Here is a 14333-nt window from a genome sequence, read left to right as displayed (position 1 = left end):
TACATGACCGGTTTGATCTCGAAGTGCATCTTGCGTTCGGCGGCGCTGACGCTCGCCATTGTCGGCACGGGCGCGACCGCGGCGTGCGCCGCGGACAAGATCACCATCATTGTCGGCGGCATGGAAAAGCAGATTTACCTGCCGGCCGTGCTCACCCAGCAGCTCGGCTACTTCAAGGATGAGGGGCTCGACGTCGAACTGATCAACTCGCGAGCCGGCGTCGAGGCCGAGAATGAATTGCTGGCCGGCGCCGTGCAGGGCGTTGTCGGCTTTTATGACCACACTGTCGACCTACAGTCAAAGGGCAAATACATCGAGTCGATCGTCCAGTTCAGCCAGGCCCCTGGCGAGGTCGAACTGGTCTCCGCCAAGCACCCGGAGATCAAGTCGCCGGCCGACTTCAAGGGCGCCACGCTGGGCGTCACCGGGCTTGGGTCGTCGACCGATTTCCTGACGCAATATCTTGCCGTCCGCAGCGGCCTGAAGCCGGGTGATTACACGCTGCTGCCGGTAGGCGCCGGCAACACCTTCATCGCCGCCGTCAAGCAGGACCAAATTCAGGCCGGCATGACCACGGAGCCGACCATCGCGAAATTGCTCAAGACCGGCGAGGCCAGTGTCCTGGTCGACATGCGCACGCCCGAAAAGACCAAGGAAGCGCTGGGCGGCGACTATCCTGCGGCATCCTTCTACGTCCAGTCTTCCTGGGTCGAAGGCCACAAGGACGAAGCACAGAAGCTCGCCAATGCCTTCGTCAAGACGATGAAGTTCATCGCCGGCCATTCGGCCGAGGAGATCGCCGACAAGATGCCGAAGGACTATTACGCCGGCAACAAGGATCTCTATATCCAGGGGCTCGCCGGCGGCAAGGCGATGTTCACGCCCGACGGACGCATGCCGGCCGATGGCCCCGAGACGGTGCTGAAAGTTCTGTCGACCTTCTCCAAGAGCCTGCAGGGCAAGCAGATCGACCTGTCGAAAACCTTCACGACGGAATTCGTCGACGCCGCCAAGTAGGCAGGCAGGCGAGGCGGGTTACCCGGTTCGCTCTTGAGGAACAACAAGTTGCGCCGCTGGCCTGAATCGATTTGGCAGCGGCGCGCGCTTACCGATCTCGAGAGATGGCGACCACAAGTTTTGGCCGCAGGCATTCTCGCATCATCGCCACAGGAGTATGCCATGCAAGTGCAAACGATGGCGGCTGAGAAGTTGTCTCAGGCCGCGCCGCCGGCCGATGCCGCGATCGCCATCGATGATGTGACGCTACGCTTCGTCACGCCCGACGGCCATATGATGACGGCGATCCGCGACTTCACCATGACGGTGGCGCGTGGCGAATTCGCCTGCGTCGTCGGGCCGACCGGCTGCGGCAAGTCGACGACGCTCAACCTCGTCACCGGCCTGCTGCGGCCGACCACAGGTCATGTCCGCGTCATGGGCAAACCGGTCACCGATATCAGCCGCGACATCGGTTTCGTCTTCCAGGCCGATGCGCTTTTTCCCTGGCGAAGCGTCATCGACAATGTCGCCGCCGGTCCGCTTTATCGCGGGATCCCCAAGGCGCAGGCCTATGATCGGGCCCGCGACTGGATCGCCCGCGTCGGCCTCGGCCGCTTCGAAAAACATTATCCGCACCAGCTTTCGGGCGGCATGCGCAAGCGCGTCGCCCTTGCCCAGACCTTCATCAACCAGCCGAAGATTCTGCTTATGGACGAGCCGTTCAGTGCGCTCGACATGCAGACGCGCACGGCCATGCAGGACGAATTGCTCGGCCTGTGGTCGGAACAGAAATCCTCCGTCGTCTTCGTCACCCACGATCTGGAGGAGGCGGTGGCGCTGGCCGACAAGGTCTATGTGCTCACCGCCGGGCCGGGAACGGTCAAGAGCGTCTACCGCATCGACCTGCCGCGTCCGCGTGTCATGGCCGACATCCGTTACGACCCGAAATTCGTCGAGATCGCCAAGGTGATCTGGAACGACCTGCGCGAAGAAGTGCAGCTCGGCCAGAGCCGCACCTTGCAGAGCGGGCATTGAGAGGAGACACCAACATGACCGCTATCTCTCCCACCGCTTCCCATGCCGCCGTCCGCGATGCCTCCATTGCCGTTGCCGAGGCCCGGGCGAGGGCCCGGCTGCGCCGCCGCCATGCTTTGGTCATCGGCCTGCGCCTTGCTATCCTCGTTGCGTTCCTTGGCCTGTGGGAACTCGGCGCCGACTATAACATCATCGACCCGTTCTTCTTCGCCAGCCCCTCGGGCATCTGGGAACAGATCTGGTCCTGGATCACCGAGGGCACCTCGCAGGGACCGCTCTGGCTGCAGATCTATGTGACGCTGGAGGAAACCTTCCTCGGCTTCGCCATCGGCGCACTGGGCGGCATCGCCGCCGGCATCATTCTCGGCCGCAACCGGCTGCTGGCCGATGTCTTTTCGATCTACATCAAGATCGCCAATTCCGTGCCGCGCGTCGTGCTCGGCTCTGTCTTCATCATCGCGCTCGGCCTCGGCATGGCCTCGAAAGTGGCGCTCGCCGTGGTGATGGTGTTCTTCGTCGTTTTCGCCAACGCCTTCCAGGGGGTTCGCGAGGCCGACAGGGCGATGATCGCCAACGCCCAGATCCTCGGTGCCTCGCCGTTCCAGATCACCCGCACCGTCATTATCCCGTCGGCGATGAGCTGGATCTTGGCCAGCCTGCATGTCAGCTTCGGCTTTGCCTTGGTCGGCGCCGTGGTCGGCGAATTCCTCGGCGCCAAGCAAGGCATGGGCCTGCTGATCTCGACCGCGCAGGGCGCCTTCAACGCCAATGGCGTCTTCGCCGCCATGATCATCCTGGCGGTTATGGCGCTGGTGGTGGAATTCATCATCACCCGCTTCGAGAACTATGTCGTCAAGTGGCGGCCGGCGCCGTTCAACGAGCAGGGCACCTGATTTTGTTCCGAGGACAGTACGAGCCCGCGCTTGGTGCGGGTCGGTTCAGGCCAGGGGCAACCTGACCTCGACCACCAGACCGCCGGCCGCGCCATCCCCGAGGGTGACGCGGCCGCCGGCATTCTCGACAACCTCGCGCACGATGGCGAGGCCCAGGCCGCTGCCTTCCTCGGTCGAACCGGCGATGCGATAAAAGCGCTCGAACACGTGATCCCGCTCTTCGGCCGGGATGCCGGGTCCGTCATCGGCTACCGTCAACACGGCTTCGCTATCGATGGCGGCCAGCTTCACCGTCACGCTGGCGCCTGCCGTCGAGTAACGCAGCGCGTTGTCGACAAGATTGACGATCATCTCGCGCAGCATGGTGCCGTCGCCAATGACTGCAACCGGCCCTGTTTCCTCCAGCCCGAGATCGATCTTGCGGGCGATCGCCGCGGGCGCCTGCGTTTCCAGTACATGGCGGGCGGCTTCTGTCAGGTCGATGCGATCGGCGCGTGGCCGCCGGCTGCCAGGCTCGGCACGCGACAGGGTGAGCAATTGTTCGGCCAGCCGCGCCAGCTTGCCGGAGCTGGCCTGCAGCGCCACCAGTGCTTCCTGGCGCGCATCGGTGGCGGTTTCGCGTAGCGCATAGCTTGCCTGCGTCGATAGCAGCGCCAGCGGCGTGCGCAATTGATGTGCGGCATTGGCGATGAAACGGCGCTGCGCTCCCATCTGCGCGCGCACCCGTTCCATGTAGGCGTTGAGCGCCTCTATCAGAGGCCGGATTTCGCTCTGCGCGCCCGGCGCGTCAACCGGATCGAGGTCGCTTCGGCTTGGCGAACGCACCGCGTCGCGCAGGCTCATCAATGGCGCCAGGCCGCGGCGCAGGCCAAGCAGCACGAATACGCCGGCGATCGCCACCAGCGCCAGTTGCTGGACGAAGGCGCTGAACCACAGCCGCTTCACCATCGCATCATGCCCGGAGAGCGTTATGCCCACGGTGACCGTTATGGGGGAATCGCCGCCGGCGCCGATCACCGCGTGGCTGAGCGTCAAGAGCCGCAACATATGGTCGCGATAGCTCGCCTCGGCGCTCGCATGCCGCGGCGCTTGCGGCAAATCGGGGTAACCGGTCAGCAACCGTCCTCCGGCGGTCTCGACGCGATAGTAGACGCTGTCGCGATCGCCGGTATCGAACATCTCGATCGCCGCCGGCGGGATGGTGGCATCGAGTACGCCATCGGCCATGGCGACCTGCTCGGCGATGGCACGGGCCGAGCCGACCAGCATGCGGTCGGTGACCAGATCGGCGGTCGCCAGAGCGTTGCGCTGGCTGGTCCACAGATTGATGGTCGCAAGCCCGGCCAGGGGGAGCACGACCCAGGCCAGCAATTGCAGACGCAGGCTGTTAGTCTTCATAGCGCCAAATCATCATGGCGCCAGATCCTCATGGCGCAAGAGATAGCCGAGGCCACGCAAAGTGGTGATCTGGACCCGCGACCCCTCGAGCTTCTTGCGCACACGGTGCACATAGATCTCGATGGCGCTTGGATCGGCGTCGGTCTCGAAATCGTAGATCGCCGCCGACAGGGCGGCCTTGCTTACCGTACGTCCCGCCTTGATCATCAATTGTTCAAGCACTGCATGTTCGCGCGGTGTCAGGGCCAGTGTTTCACCGCCGAGCGAAAACAGCCTGGTGTTGGTGTCGAAGATGAGGTCGCCGCAGGCAACGACCGGTGCCGTCCGGTCATTGGCGCGGCGCAGTTGCACGCGGATGCGCGCTTCGAGCTCCTCTACCTGGAAGGGCTTCGCCAGATAGTCGTCGGCGCCTTCGTTGAGGCCTTTGACCCGGCCATCGAGGCTGGCATTGGCGGTCAGTACGATCACCGGCACCCGGTTGCCGCGGGCTCGCAGCATGCGCAGCACTTCCAGTCCGCCCATGCGGGGCAACGCAAGGTCGAGAATGACAAGCGCGTGGTCGCCGGCGGCAAGCGCGTGCTCGACATCCTCGCCGTCATGGACGATGTCAACGACATAATTCGCCTGGCGCAAGGTCTTGCCTAGCCAGTCCGCCAGTTCGCGATTGTCCTCCACAAGCAGCAATCGCATGTCTATTGCCGTTCCAGCATCCACTTCGGTCTCAACGGCCACCAAGGCTCGATCGACGATCCCATTCGGCAATCGGAACCCGGATGATCGATAGTATCGATCGCAACGCAAGGCAAATGCGGCTTGGCTGCAGCCGGCGATGGGTTTTCGCGGGCTAGATGCCTCGTTTGAAACATAAATCGAACCGAACGGTTCGGTTCTGGTTGACGGATTGTATCGTAAACAGTGAACAATAGGCGTGAGTCGGTTGGTGTTTGCGTCTGCGGGAGAAACGCTAATCACCTGAAAACGTTTGAGAATTCAGGCTAAAAATGCTGCAATGCAATATGCATTGTCCATAATATGATGAAATACTGCAAAGCCGACGCGACTGGTAATTCCAAAGGGCCTTCCCCATCTGGAGGTGGTCCGAGCGACGCGAAATCCTCCCAAGGGCACGCCACTAGACGGACAGAACAAGGAAATTCTGGAGTAAATAAAATGACCAAGATCGCTCTTACCGCCGCCGCCATCCTCGTTGCCACGGGCACTGCTTTTGCCGGCAGCGACAATTATGGCTCGGCCAACGCCAACCAGCCTGCCGCCACTGTCGACCATTCGGTCACTGCTTCGACCTCGAAGTCGACGGCCGCGTCGGTCCAGGCTCCGCAGGGCGCTGACCGCAACCTCTTCGGCCGCTAATCGCGACTGCCAATCCATCCAACTTTGAATTCAGGAGTACTTGAAATGACCAAAATCGCACTCACCGCCGCTGCCATCCTCGTTGCCACTGGCACCGCTTTTGCCGGCAGCGACAACTACGGTTCCGACAACGCCAACCAGCCGGTTGCCAGCCAGTCGACCTCCAACGTCGACACCTTCCACACCGGTTCGATCCTGAAGGCGGACAAGGCGCAGGCCGATGCCAATGCCAACGTTCCGGCCCAGTCGGGCCAGGGCATCTGGGGCCGCTAATCCCTTCTTGCATCGCGTGACTACAAAGAGCGGTGGGCCTGGCCCGCCGCTCTTGTTTTTTGTGACAAATGGAATCAGGCGAGCCAGTCGGGTTCAGTCGTGCCGGATAGCCGTCGAACAAGTGCCGGCCAGCGCGCCGGTCACGGATCGAACCAATTGGTTCAATTAATGTTGACGCGCCGTGAGCGCCCGGCGAACGCCGCCTCGGCGAAACAAAGCGTAATGCTCCGTGAGTTGCGCAACAAGCGGCTGATAATGTTGATGAAAACACTTCTGCCGAAATCCGGGATCCAGCCTTGAGGTGCGAAATCGGGCCGTGAAGGAACATCTTCGTGATTGGAAGCCGACGAACGAAAAACCCACTTTCAGCTGGTCCGAGCGACGCGAAATTCCTCCCAAAGGCACGCCACTTGACGGACAGACCAGACCTATCGGAGTAAAGAAATGAACAGGATCGCACTTACCGCCGCCGCCATTCTCGTTGCCACGGGCGGCGCCTTCGCCGGCAGCGACAATTATGGCTCTGACAATGTCAATCAGCCGGCGGTCACCGCGCCCGCGGGTAAAATCGACCACAGCTATACGGCTTCGATCCGCAAACCGGTCGAACACCGCGGTTTCAAGCTGACGCCCGATTCCAATCAGCCTGATCCCGGCCAGGGCAACTGGGGCAACTGATCCACGCCGGCCTCGCCTGGCTTGACGACAAAGAGCGGTGGGTCTGGCCCGCCGCTCTTGTTTTGAATGAGGTCAGACCGAAGGCCGCCGATCTTCTCAGTAGGCAAAACATCTCACGTCCAGGAATAAAACCAGGCTGCTTGTGGTCTTCTCCTCAGCGGAACCGTCCTCCCAAGACGCCGCCCAACGGATGAACAGGAGATTGAAATGAACAGACTTGCTCTCGCTACCGCCGCTATCCTTGTCGCAGCCGGGGGTGCATTCGCCGGCAGCGACCACTATGGCTCCGACAATGCCAACCAGCCGGTCGCCCCGGTCGCCGGCGTGGATCACGCCGCCACGGGCGCCGTCAACGACACGGATATGATCAAACACAAGACCGCCGACACCAAGATGAAGCCAGCCACCGACTGGCCCGAGCCTGGCCAGGGCATCTGGGGTAACTGATGTCGCGGCTGCGGCGGGTCTGATCTGCCGCACCCGCGGACATTAGACTTCTAGCTCAGATCCTTCGGCCGCAGGCAATGTGTCAGCCTGGCGGCCGACACCCCGGACCAATCGTCTTCAAGGACGAAGCGCGCGAGGGCTGCTGTCGGAAACTTTTCCTCGAGCCTCTTGCGCGCCTTCGCCTCCGATCCCGGTCCGGCAAGCTGTTTTGCCAGCTCCTCAAGGCCCGGATTGTGGCCGAGAACCAGCAGGCAGCTGGTCGAAGGGTCCGCTTTGCGTAGCTGACCCAGAATATCCGCCGCTGCGGCATCGTAGAGCGCCTCGGCAAACGCGACCCGGGGATGCACTGGCAGTTCCGCCGCCACCAGCCGCCAGGTATCGCGGGTGCGCAGCGCCGGCGACACCAGCGCCTGATCCGGCAGCCAGTTGCGCGCTCCAAGCTCGCGGCCGATCAGCCGGGCCGCCTTCAACCCACGTTCCGCCAGCGGTCGGTCGAAATCGTCGAGGTCAGGGTCGTCCCAACTCGATTTGGCGTGACGCAGCAGGAGCAGCTGTTTCATCGCTGCGCTCTCGCTCAGGGCGTGATCCGCGCCAGGTGCTCGAGGTCGGCTTCCTCGCGCAGCGGATCGGGCGCCATCACCACCGAGGTGCCGTTGTCGGCATCGTCGGCGAAGTGGGCAAGAACCGTATGCCCGGCCTCCATGCGTGCCTTGCCTTCGGCGACCAGTCCAAGCGCCAGCGGGTAGAGCTGGTGCTCTGCCTTGAGCACGCGCGCGGCCAGCGTATCGGCATTGTCGCCGACCATCACCGGCACGGCCGCTTGCGCGATGATCGGGCCATCATCCATCTCGGACGTGACGAAATGCACCGTGCAGCCATGGATGCGGATGCCGGCGGCCAACGCGCGCGCATGGGTGTCGAGCCCCTTGAAGGCCGGCAGCAGGGCAGGGTGGATGTTGATCATGCGGCCCTGCCATTTCTGGACAAAGCCGGGGGTCAGGATGCGCATATAGCCGGCCAGCGCCACGATGTCGGCGTTGAAGGCCGCAAGTGCCGCGTCGATCGCCGCGTCATGCGCCTGCTTGCTGCCATGGTCGGCGCGGGAAATGACCTGGGTGGCGATGCCGCGTGCCCTGGCGATGCCGAGGCCGGCGGCGTCCGCCTTGTCGGAAATGACGCCGGCAATCTCGGCCGGGAAGGCCGGATCGCTGGCCGCCGCGATCAGCGCGGTCATGTTGGAGCCGCGCCCCGAAATCAGGACAACGGTGCGTTTTCTCTGCGTGCTCATAGGCCGATCGAGCCCCGATAGATGACGCCGGCGTCGCGGCGCGGCACGATGCGGCCGATCGGCGTCACCGTCTCGCCGGCTTCCTGCAGCACGGCAGCGACCTGCGCCGCCTGACCGGAAGCGACAGCCAAAATCATGCCGATGCCGCAATTGAAGGTGCGCATCATCTCCTCCGGCGCCACGCCGCCTGTCTTGGCCAGCCAGGAAAACACCGGCGGCACGTCGATGGCATTGAGGTCAAGTTCGGCGGAAAAGTCCTTGGGCAGCACGCGCGGAATGTTTTCCGGAAAACCGCCGCCGGTGATGTGCGCCAGCGCCTTGATGCCATGCGTGTTGCGGATCGCCTTGAGGATCGACTTGACGTAGATGCGGGTGGGTTCGAGCAGTGCCTCGGCAAGCGTCGCCTCGTCGTTGAACGGTGCTGGATCGTTCCACGCCAGACCGCTGGCGGCGACGATGCGGCGCACCAGCGAGAAACCATTCGAATGCAGGCCAGAAGAGGCCAGCCCGAGCAGCACGTCGCCCTCGACGATGTCGTCGGTGGGCAGGAGCTGGCCGCGTTCGGCCGCACCCACGGCAAAGCCAGCAAGGTCATAATCCTTGCCGTGATACATGCCCGGCATTTCCGCCGTCTCGCCGCCGATCAGCGCGCAGCCGGCCTGACGGCAGCCCTGTGCGATGCCGCCGACAATCGCGGCACCCTGATCGGGATCGAGTTTGCCGGTGGCGAAATAGTCGAGGAAGAACAGCGGTTCGGCGCCCTGCACGACGATGTCGTTGACGCACATGGCGACAAGGTCGATGCCGATCGTGTCGTGTTTTCCCGCCTCGATGGCGATCTTGAGCTTGGTGCCGACGCCGTCATTGGCTGCTACCAGCACCGGATCGGTGAAACCGGCCGCTTTCAGATCGAACAGGCCGCCGAAGCCGCCGATCTCGCCATCGGCGCCCGGCCTGCGCGTCGCGCGCACCAGCGGCTTGATCTTCTCGACCATGAGGTTGCCGGCATCGATATCGACGCCCGCCTGCGCATAGGTGAGCCCGTTTCCGCGCTTGGCCGTTTTGTTCTGGCCCGTTTTATGCTGGCCGGTTTCGCGCTTGCTCATCGCAATGTTCCTGCTCGTTTGCGGGCTCTTCGCATGAACGGTTTCGGTCCGCAAGGATAACGGCCGAACCGGGCTTCGTTTGGCCGACAAAAGCGTGGATAGCCGGGGGCATCGCACTCAGTGCTTGCGGCTGGCCAGCCGGCTCTCCCTTGCCTCGGCCCTCCATCTCCCTCATCTATCTCAACGCATAATACGGCGGGACAATGCGTTGACCATCCCCAACCTGATCACCATGCTGCGCGTTGTCCTGGTGCCTGCCGTGGTGTTGGCCATGCTGCAGGCGCGTTGGGACTGGGCCTTTGCCGGCTTCGTCGTTGCCGGCATTTCCGACGGCGTCGACGGCTTCATCGCCCGCCGCTTCAACCAGCAGTCCAGGTTCGGCGCCTATCTCGATCCGATCGCCGACAAGCTGCTGCTGGTTTCGGTGTTCGTCGTCATGGGCATCATCGGGCAGTTGCCGCTGTGGCTGGTCGTCACCATGGTGTCGCGTGACGCCTTGATCGTCTGCGCGGTCCTGTTGTCCACGGCGATGGCCCATCCGGTCGAGATCAAACCGTTCCTGGTCTCGAAGGCGAATACCGCCGTCCAGATCGTGCTGGCGGCGGTTGTGCTGGGCGAACTCGCCTTTGCCGTGCACCTCGACCCTCTGCGGCCAGGCCTCATATTGCTGTCCGGGGTCTTGACCGTGGCTTCGGCCGCGGCCTATCTCGTGGCTTGGCTGAGGCATATGAGCGGCTATGGCGAAGGCGGTAAATCAGGCTGACAAGCCCATCGACGGCAAGCCTGCCCGCAAGCCGGCCGCCCGCAAGGCGGCGGCGCTGGGCAAGACCGACGACGGCCAGCTGGGTGTCGTCGTGCCGGAAGGCGAGACGGCGGCAGAGGCCGAGGCGTCGGCCACGTTCCGGCGCCAGATATTCTTCTGGCTGGCGGGTGCCGCGATCCTGGCGCTCTTCCTTTATGTCTTCAGCGACATCCTGCTGCCCTTCGTCGCCGGCATGGTGCTTGCCTATTTCCTCGATCCGGTCGCCGACCGTCTGCAGCGGCTCGGCCTCAGCCGCTTCATGGCGACGGTGGTCATCCTCATCACATTCCTGATCGTGCTGGTGCTGGCCTTGGTCATCCTCATTCCGGTGCTGGCGACACAGATGGCCGATTTCGCCGGCAAGCTGCCGGAGTACCTGACCCGGCTGCAGAGCCTGATCACCTCCTTTGATCCGAAGTGGCTGGAACAGAAATTTGGCGTCAACGCCAATGGCTTGCGCGATGGGCTGAACTCGCTGCTGACCTCCGGTTTCGGCCTGCTCACGACGGTTTTCACTTCGATCTGGAGTTCGGGCGTGGCGCTGGTCTCGGTGGTCAGCCTGTTCGTGGTGACGCCGGTCGTGGCCTTCTACATGCTGCTCGACTGGGACCGCATGGTGGCGGTCATCGACAGCTGGGTGCCGCGCGACAACGTCGCCACGGTCCGCGCCATCGCGCGCGACGTCAACACCGCCACCGCTGGCTTCGTGCGCGGCCAGGGTACGCTCTGCCTGGTGCTGGGCGCCATGTACGCCACCGGCCTTACGCTGACCGGGCTGAACTTCGCCATCCTCATCGGCCTGTTCGCCGGGCTGATCTCCTTCATCCCCTATGTCGGCTCATTGACCGGGCTGGTGCTGGCCGTCGGCGTCGCCTTCGTTCAGTTCTGGCCGGACTGGACGATGATCGTCGCGGTTGCGGTGGTCTTCTTCATCGGCCAGTTCATCGAAGGCAACATCCTGCAGCCCAGGCTGGTCGGCAAAAGCGTCGGCCTGCATCCTGTATGGCTGATGTTCGCGCTGTTCGCCTTCGGCGCTCTGTTCGGCTTCGTCGGCCTTTTGATTGCCGTGCCGGCTTCGGCGGCGGTTGCGGTGCTGGTGCGATTTGCCATCGCCCGTTATCTCGAATCGCCGCTCTACAAAGGCCATGCGACAGAACCCGCGCCGGCATTGCCAGCCGATCGCGGCGGCGGCCACCGCTCGCAACCGCGTCGCTGAAGTGACCGCGCAGCGAACCGACCCGCCACGCCAGTTGCCGCTCGATCTCGGCCATGGCACCGGTTACTCGCGTGACGAGCTGGTCGTCTCCGGTACCAACAACCAGGCGGCCGCACTGGTCGACCGCTGGCCGGATTGGCCAGCACCGGTGGTCGTGCTGGCGGGCCCAGCCGGCTCCGGCAAGACGCATCTGGCCTCGATCTGGGGTGCGCGCGCCAAGGCGGTGACTGTCGACGCCAGGCGCATTGGCGACAGCATCGCAAATCTTGGTGCCCGCCCGGCCCTGATCGATGATGTCGACGCACGCGCGGTCGACGAACTGGGCCTGTTCCATCTCATCAATGCGGTGCGTGGCGCCGGCTCGACGCTGCTTTTGACCGCACGCCGCTTTCCCTCGGCCTGGGGTGTATCGCTGCCCGATCTTGCATCGCGGCTCAAGGCTGCGGCGACCGTCGAGATCCATGAGCCCGATGATCTCCTGCTCGCCGGTGTCATCACCAAGCTGTTCGCCGACCGCCAGGTCGAGGTCGAGCCGCATGTCGTGCAGTATTTGGTGCGGCGCATCGAGCGTTCTCTGGCAACCGCGATGCGTGTGGTGGAGCGCCTGGATCGTACCGCCCTGGAGCGCAAGATGCCGATCACCAGGGCATTGGCCGCCGAAACCGTCAATGCCATGGACGAAGGGCAGGGCGAGTTCGAGATTTGATGACTTCAGGGTTCCGGCGGTCCTCCGTCTCGACCTCAGTCCCATTTTGGGAAACAATGCTGGCATCCATCTTGCTGCGTGAGCTTGCCGGCTGACCCCGGTCCTGATTGCGTTCCAAATCAGGTTGTAGGCTCGCCGGGAATGAGGCGCTTGGGGTTCTCGCCCGGCGAGCTTGCGTTCAAAATGCGTCGAGCGGGTGCCGCCGCAGCGGACATCCATCCCAACGACACGGACCACCCCGCATTGTCGAAACTCTTGAAATAGACCACTCGATGGTCTATTTCTCGATTGAAAGATTTGGACCGGAGAATGGTCCATGCGGAGTATTCGATGCAGGTATCCGTTACCGACGCCAAGGGACAGCTGACCGAGCTGGTGCGCCGCGCTGAGGCGGGCGACGAGGTCATTCTGACCCGTCACGGCCATGCGGCCGTGCGGCTGGTTCCCATCAAGGCAATGCCCGGCAAGGAAGGTCGCCGGACGCTCATGGAAGCGGCGCGTGCGGCAGGGGCGGCCAAGATGAAGGCCGGACCATCCGCTGCCCGCAGCCAGGACTTCCTTTATGGCGATGACGGCATGCCAGAATGATCGCGGTCGATACGTCGGCGCTTATGGCGATCGTCCTGAATGAACTTCAGGCCGACGCCTGCATGGCCGCGCTCGCAGCCGAGAACGACCTCCTGATCTCCGCCGGCACCGTTGCCGAGGCGCTGATCGTCGCGGCCCATCGTGGCGTCGCCGCCGAGCTGTCCAGCCTGATTGACGGGCTTGGTTTCGAGGTGGTGGTGGTAACGCCGGCCTCGGCCCGGCGTATCGCCGAAGCCTATGCGCGATGGGGCAAGGGCAGCCATCCGGCCGCGCTCAATTTCGGCGATTGTTTCTCCTACGAGGTGGCGAAGGAGCACGCTTGCCGGCTGTTGTATGTCGGAGCCGATTTTTCGAAAACCGATATAGAGGGTGTGCTCTCAACGTAACACTGCCGGCCGGTGAGCTTGCGGCCAATCACAGCCACATTCTGACGAAATGCCGGACCAACAGATAGACGGCCGAGTGCGCGGCAATATAGCAGGCCGCGACCAGCACAAAAATCCCGATGCTGGCTGCCCACGAACGGGAGGCGACGATGCCAGGTGCGAGCCTGCCGTGCCTGCGGCTCTCGCGATTGTTCCACGTCGCCAAGGCGGCACAGGCGATCGCCCATGCCACCATGAACGGAACCGTCACGCCCGCATAGGCGAAATAGGCCGGCCCGAACAGCGACACCCAAGCATCTATCCCAAGCACCGCCACCCCCCGTTTGCCGCAGCTTAAGCCAGCAATGGCGATGGAAGCGAGCCTGAAATAATGACACGCGGATAAGGGCCAAAACCCCTTCGGTGCCATCGGTGTCGCATTTTAAATGAGAAATGGTCGGAGTGGAGAGATTCGAACTCCCGACCCTCTGGTCCCAAACCAGATGCGCTACCAGCCTGCGCTACACTCCGAACGGTCTGTTGCCTATTCATTTCGGTGGTACATGGCAAGTGCAAAAACCTTGCCGGCGCTGCCAATGCGCAGTAATGACGGGCGAAGAGGCGGCGATGCCGCCTTGCCAACAAAGAGGTGGCCATGTCCGCGCGCATTTTCAGCCCAGCCAAAACCGCGATGCAGTCCGGCAAGGCCAAGACCGGCCATTGGGTGCTGGAATTCGACCCCGAGATGCGCAAGAAGATCGATCCCTTGATGGGCTACACCACGTCGGGTGACATGAGAAGCCAGATCCGGCTCACCTTCGACACGCGCGAAGAAGCGGTGGCCTACGCGGAAAAGGAAGGGCTTGCCTTCCGTGTCGAGGAACCGAAAGAGACCAAGCGCCGCCAGATTTCCTATGCGGAGAATTTCCGCTATGACCGCAGGACGCCCTGGACGCACTGAAAGGCGGCAGGCCCAAGCATCCAGCCGGCCGTTGGCCGGCCGACGGTCCCGTAGCTCAGCTGGATAGAGCACCGGCCTTCTAAGCCGATGGTCACAGGTTCGAATCCTGTCGGGATCGCCAATAATTTCAGGTCCGTTCCGGACACATAGGTTACGGTTTATACCGGAGACATGGGTAACACTTTTGGCCCGAAGGGGTTTTGGAGT

19 protein-coding genes and 2 tRNA genes are annotated in these 14333 nt (G+C 63.1%); 14 read left to right on the top strand and 7 right to left on the bottom strand.

Features of this window, described 5'->3' with window-relative positions:
- Nucleotides 1–3 precede the first annotated feature (3 nt).
- From FJ543_RS28725 to FJ543_RS28715, 3 genes are all read left to right on the top strand, one after another.
- The gene (locus FJ543_RS28725) at nucleotides 4–1017 is read left to right on the top strand and encodes an ABC transporter substrate-binding protein (protein ID WP_015318446.1); all 1014 of its coding nucleotides are present in this window, start codon (nucleotides 4–6) and stop codon (nucleotides 1015–1017) included.
- Nucleotides 1018–1179: 162 nt separating this feature from the next.
- Nucleotides 1180–2034, top strand: coding sequence for an ABC transporter ATP-binding protein (locus tag FJ543_RS28720; RefSeq protein WP_015318445.1), 855 nt, complete (start codon nucleotides 1180–1182; stop codon nucleotides 2032–2034).
- 14 nt (nucleotides 2035–2048) lie between these two features.
- Nucleotides 2049–2927: an ABC transporter permease gene (locus tag FJ543_RS28715; protein ID WP_015318444.1), complete on the top strand. Its 879-nt coding sequence runs from the start codon at nucleotides 2049–2051 to the stop codon at nucleotides 2925–2927.
- A gap of 45 nt (nucleotides 2928–2972) precedes the next feature.
- Here the strand turns inward: FJ543_RS28715 and FJ543_RS28710 are convergent, their stop codons facing one another.
- Both FJ543_RS28710 and FJ543_RS28705 read right to left on the bottom strand, forming a co-directional pair.
- Nucleotides 2973–4325, bottom strand: coding sequence for a sensor histidine kinase (locus FJ543_RS28710; protein ID WP_140878564.1), 1353 nt, complete (start codon nucleotides 4323–4325; stop codon nucleotides 2973–2975).
- Between the two features lie 12 nt (nucleotides 4326–4337).
- Nucleotides 4338–5015, bottom strand: a complete 678-nt coding sequence (locus tag FJ543_RS28705; RefSeq protein WP_140617181.1) for a response regulator — start codon at nucleotides 5013–5015, stop codon at nucleotides 4338–4340.
- A gap of 480 nt (nucleotides 5016–5495) precedes the next feature.
- Here FJ543_RS28705 and FJ543_RS28700 point away from each other — a divergent pair, with 480 nt between their 5' ends.
- The 4 genes from FJ543_RS28700 (at nucleotide 5496) to FJ543_RS28685 (ending at nucleotide 7094) form a co-directional block, all read left to right on the top strand.
- Nucleotides 5496–5696, top strand: a complete 201-nt coding sequence (locus tag FJ543_RS28700) for a DUF680 domain-containing protein (RefSeq protein ID WP_015318441.1) — start codon at nucleotides 5496–5498, stop codon at nucleotides 5694–5696.
- Between the two features lie 45 nt (nucleotides 5697–5741).
- Nucleotides 5742–5969 carry a DUF680 domain-containing protein gene (locus FJ543_RS28695; RefSeq protein ID WP_015318440.1) on the top strand — a complete coding sequence of 76 codons (228 nt, stop codon included), beginning with the start codon at nucleotides 5742–5744 and terminating at the stop codon, nucleotides 5967–5969.
- A 444-nt stretch (nucleotides 5970–6413) separates the two neighbouring features.
- Nucleotides 6414–6647 carry a DUF680 domain-containing protein gene (locus FJ543_RS28690; RefSeq protein ID WP_015318439.1) on the top strand — a complete coding sequence of 78 codons (234 nt, stop codon included), beginning with the start codon at nucleotides 6414–6416 and terminating at the stop codon, nucleotides 6645–6647.
- A 207-nt stretch (nucleotides 6648–6854) separates the two neighbouring features.
- Nucleotides 6855–7094, top strand: a complete 240-nt coding sequence (locus FJ543_RS28685; protein WP_015318438.1) for a DUF680 domain-containing protein — start codon at nucleotides 6855–6857, stop codon at nucleotides 7092–7094.
- Nucleotides 7095–7144: 50 nt separating this feature from the next.
- On the opposite strand, the gene FJ543_RS28680 is transcribed toward FJ543_RS28685, so the two are convergent.
- The 3 genes from FJ543_RS28680 to purM are packed head-to-tail and all read right to left on the bottom strand — an operon-like array spanning nucleotide 7145 to nucleotide 9488.
- On the bottom strand, nucleotides 7145–7654 hold the full coding sequence (locus tag FJ543_RS28680) for a histidine phosphatase family protein (protein ID WP_015318437.1): 510 nt from the start codon (nucleotides 7652–7654) through the stop codon (nucleotides 7145–7147).
- Between the two features lie 14 nt (nucleotides 7655–7668).
- Complete coding sequence (purN, locus tag FJ543_RS28675; protein ID WP_140878562.1) at nucleotides 7669–8382, bottom strand: phosphoribosylglycinamide formyltransferase; 714 nt, start codon at nucleotides 8380–8382, stop codon at nucleotides 7669–7671.
- Nucleotides 8379–9488 carry a phosphoribosylformylglycinamidine cyclo-ligase gene (gene purM, locus FJ543_RS28670; RefSeq protein WP_140617178.1) on the bottom strand — a complete coding sequence of 370 codons (1110 nt, stop codon included), beginning with the start codon at nucleotides 9486–9488 and terminating at the stop codon, nucleotides 8379–8381. The genes purN and purM overlap by 4 nt, the downstream gene beginning before the upstream one ends.
- A 208-nt stretch (nucleotides 9489–9696) precedes the next feature.
- Between purM and FJ543_RS28665 the strand changes: the two genes are divergently transcribed.
- The 5 genes from FJ543_RS28665 (at nucleotide 9697) to FJ543_RS28645 (ending at nucleotide 13186) form a co-directional block, all read left to right on the top strand.
- A complete protein-coding gene (locus FJ543_RS28665) occupies nucleotides 9697–10251 on the top strand; it encodes a CDP-alcohol phosphatidyltransferase family protein (RefSeq protein ID WP_015318434.1) in 555 nt (184 codons plus the stop codon).
- A complete protein-coding gene (locus tag FJ543_RS28660; RefSeq protein ID WP_224622124.1) occupies nucleotides 10226–11506 on the top strand; it encodes an AI-2E family transporter in 1281 nt (426 codons plus the stop codon). Before FJ543_RS28665 ends, FJ543_RS28660 begins: the two co-directional genes overlap by 26 nt.
- Before the next feature lies 1 nt (nucleotide 11507).
- Nucleotides 11508–12212 carry a DnaA regulatory inactivator HdaA gene (hdaA, locus tag FJ543_RS28655; protein WP_140617264.1) on the top strand — a complete coding sequence of 235 codons (705 nt, stop codon included), beginning with the start codon at nucleotides 11508–11510 and terminating at the stop codon, nucleotides 12210–12212.
- 330 nt (nucleotides 12213–12542) lie between these two features.
- Nucleotides 12543–12800, top strand: coding sequence for a type II toxin-antitoxin system prevent-host-death family antitoxin (locus FJ543_RS28650; RefSeq protein ID WP_015318431.1), 258 nt, complete (start codon nucleotides 12543–12545; stop codon nucleotides 12798–12800).
- Nucleotides 12797–13186, top strand: coding sequence for a type II toxin-antitoxin system VapC family toxin (locus FJ543_RS28645; protein WP_015318430.1), 390 nt, complete (start codon nucleotides 12797–12799; stop codon nucleotides 13184–13186). Before FJ543_RS28650 ends, FJ543_RS28645 begins: the two co-directional genes overlap by 4 nt.
- A gap of 28 nt (nucleotides 13187–13214) precedes the next feature.
- Here the strand turns inward: FJ543_RS28645 and FJ543_RS28640 are convergent, their stop codons facing one another.
- Both FJ543_RS28640 and FJ543_RS28635 read right to left on the bottom strand, forming a co-directional pair.
- Nucleotides 13215–13595 (bottom strand): hypothetical protein, encoded by a 381-nt coding sequence (locus tag FJ543_RS28640; protein ID WP_224622123.1) that lies wholly within the window; start codon nucleotides 13593–13595, stop codon nucleotides 13215–13217.
- A gap of 24 nt (nucleotides 13596–13619) precedes the next feature.
- A tRNA-Pro gene (locus FJ543_RS28635) sits at nucleotides 13620–13696 on the bottom strand.
- A gap of 124 nt (nucleotides 13697–13820) precedes the next feature.
- On the opposite strand from FJ543_RS28635, the gene FJ543_RS28630 reads away from it, so the two are divergent.
- Both FJ543_RS28630 and FJ543_RS28625 read left to right on the top strand, forming a co-directional pair.
- Nucleotides 13821–14126, top strand: a complete 306-nt coding sequence (locus FJ543_RS28630; RefSeq protein WP_015318428.1) for an ETC complex I subunit — start codon at nucleotides 13821–13823, stop codon at nucleotides 14124–14126.
- 44 nt (nucleotides 14127–14170) lie between these two features.
- Nucleotides 14171–14247, top strand: a tRNA-Arg gene (locus FJ543_RS28625).
- Nucleotides 14248–14333 lie beyond the last annotated feature (86 nt).

It is taken from the genome of Mesorhizobium sp. B2-5-7, from assembly GCF_006440875.1.
Lineage (GTDB): Bacteria > Pseudomonadota > Alphaproteobacteria > Rhizobiales > Rhizobiaceae > Mesorhizobium > Mesorhizobium australicum.
The sequence above is the reverse complement of the archived record's forward strand: the minus strand, read 5'-3'. Positions and strand labels throughout refer to the sequence as shown.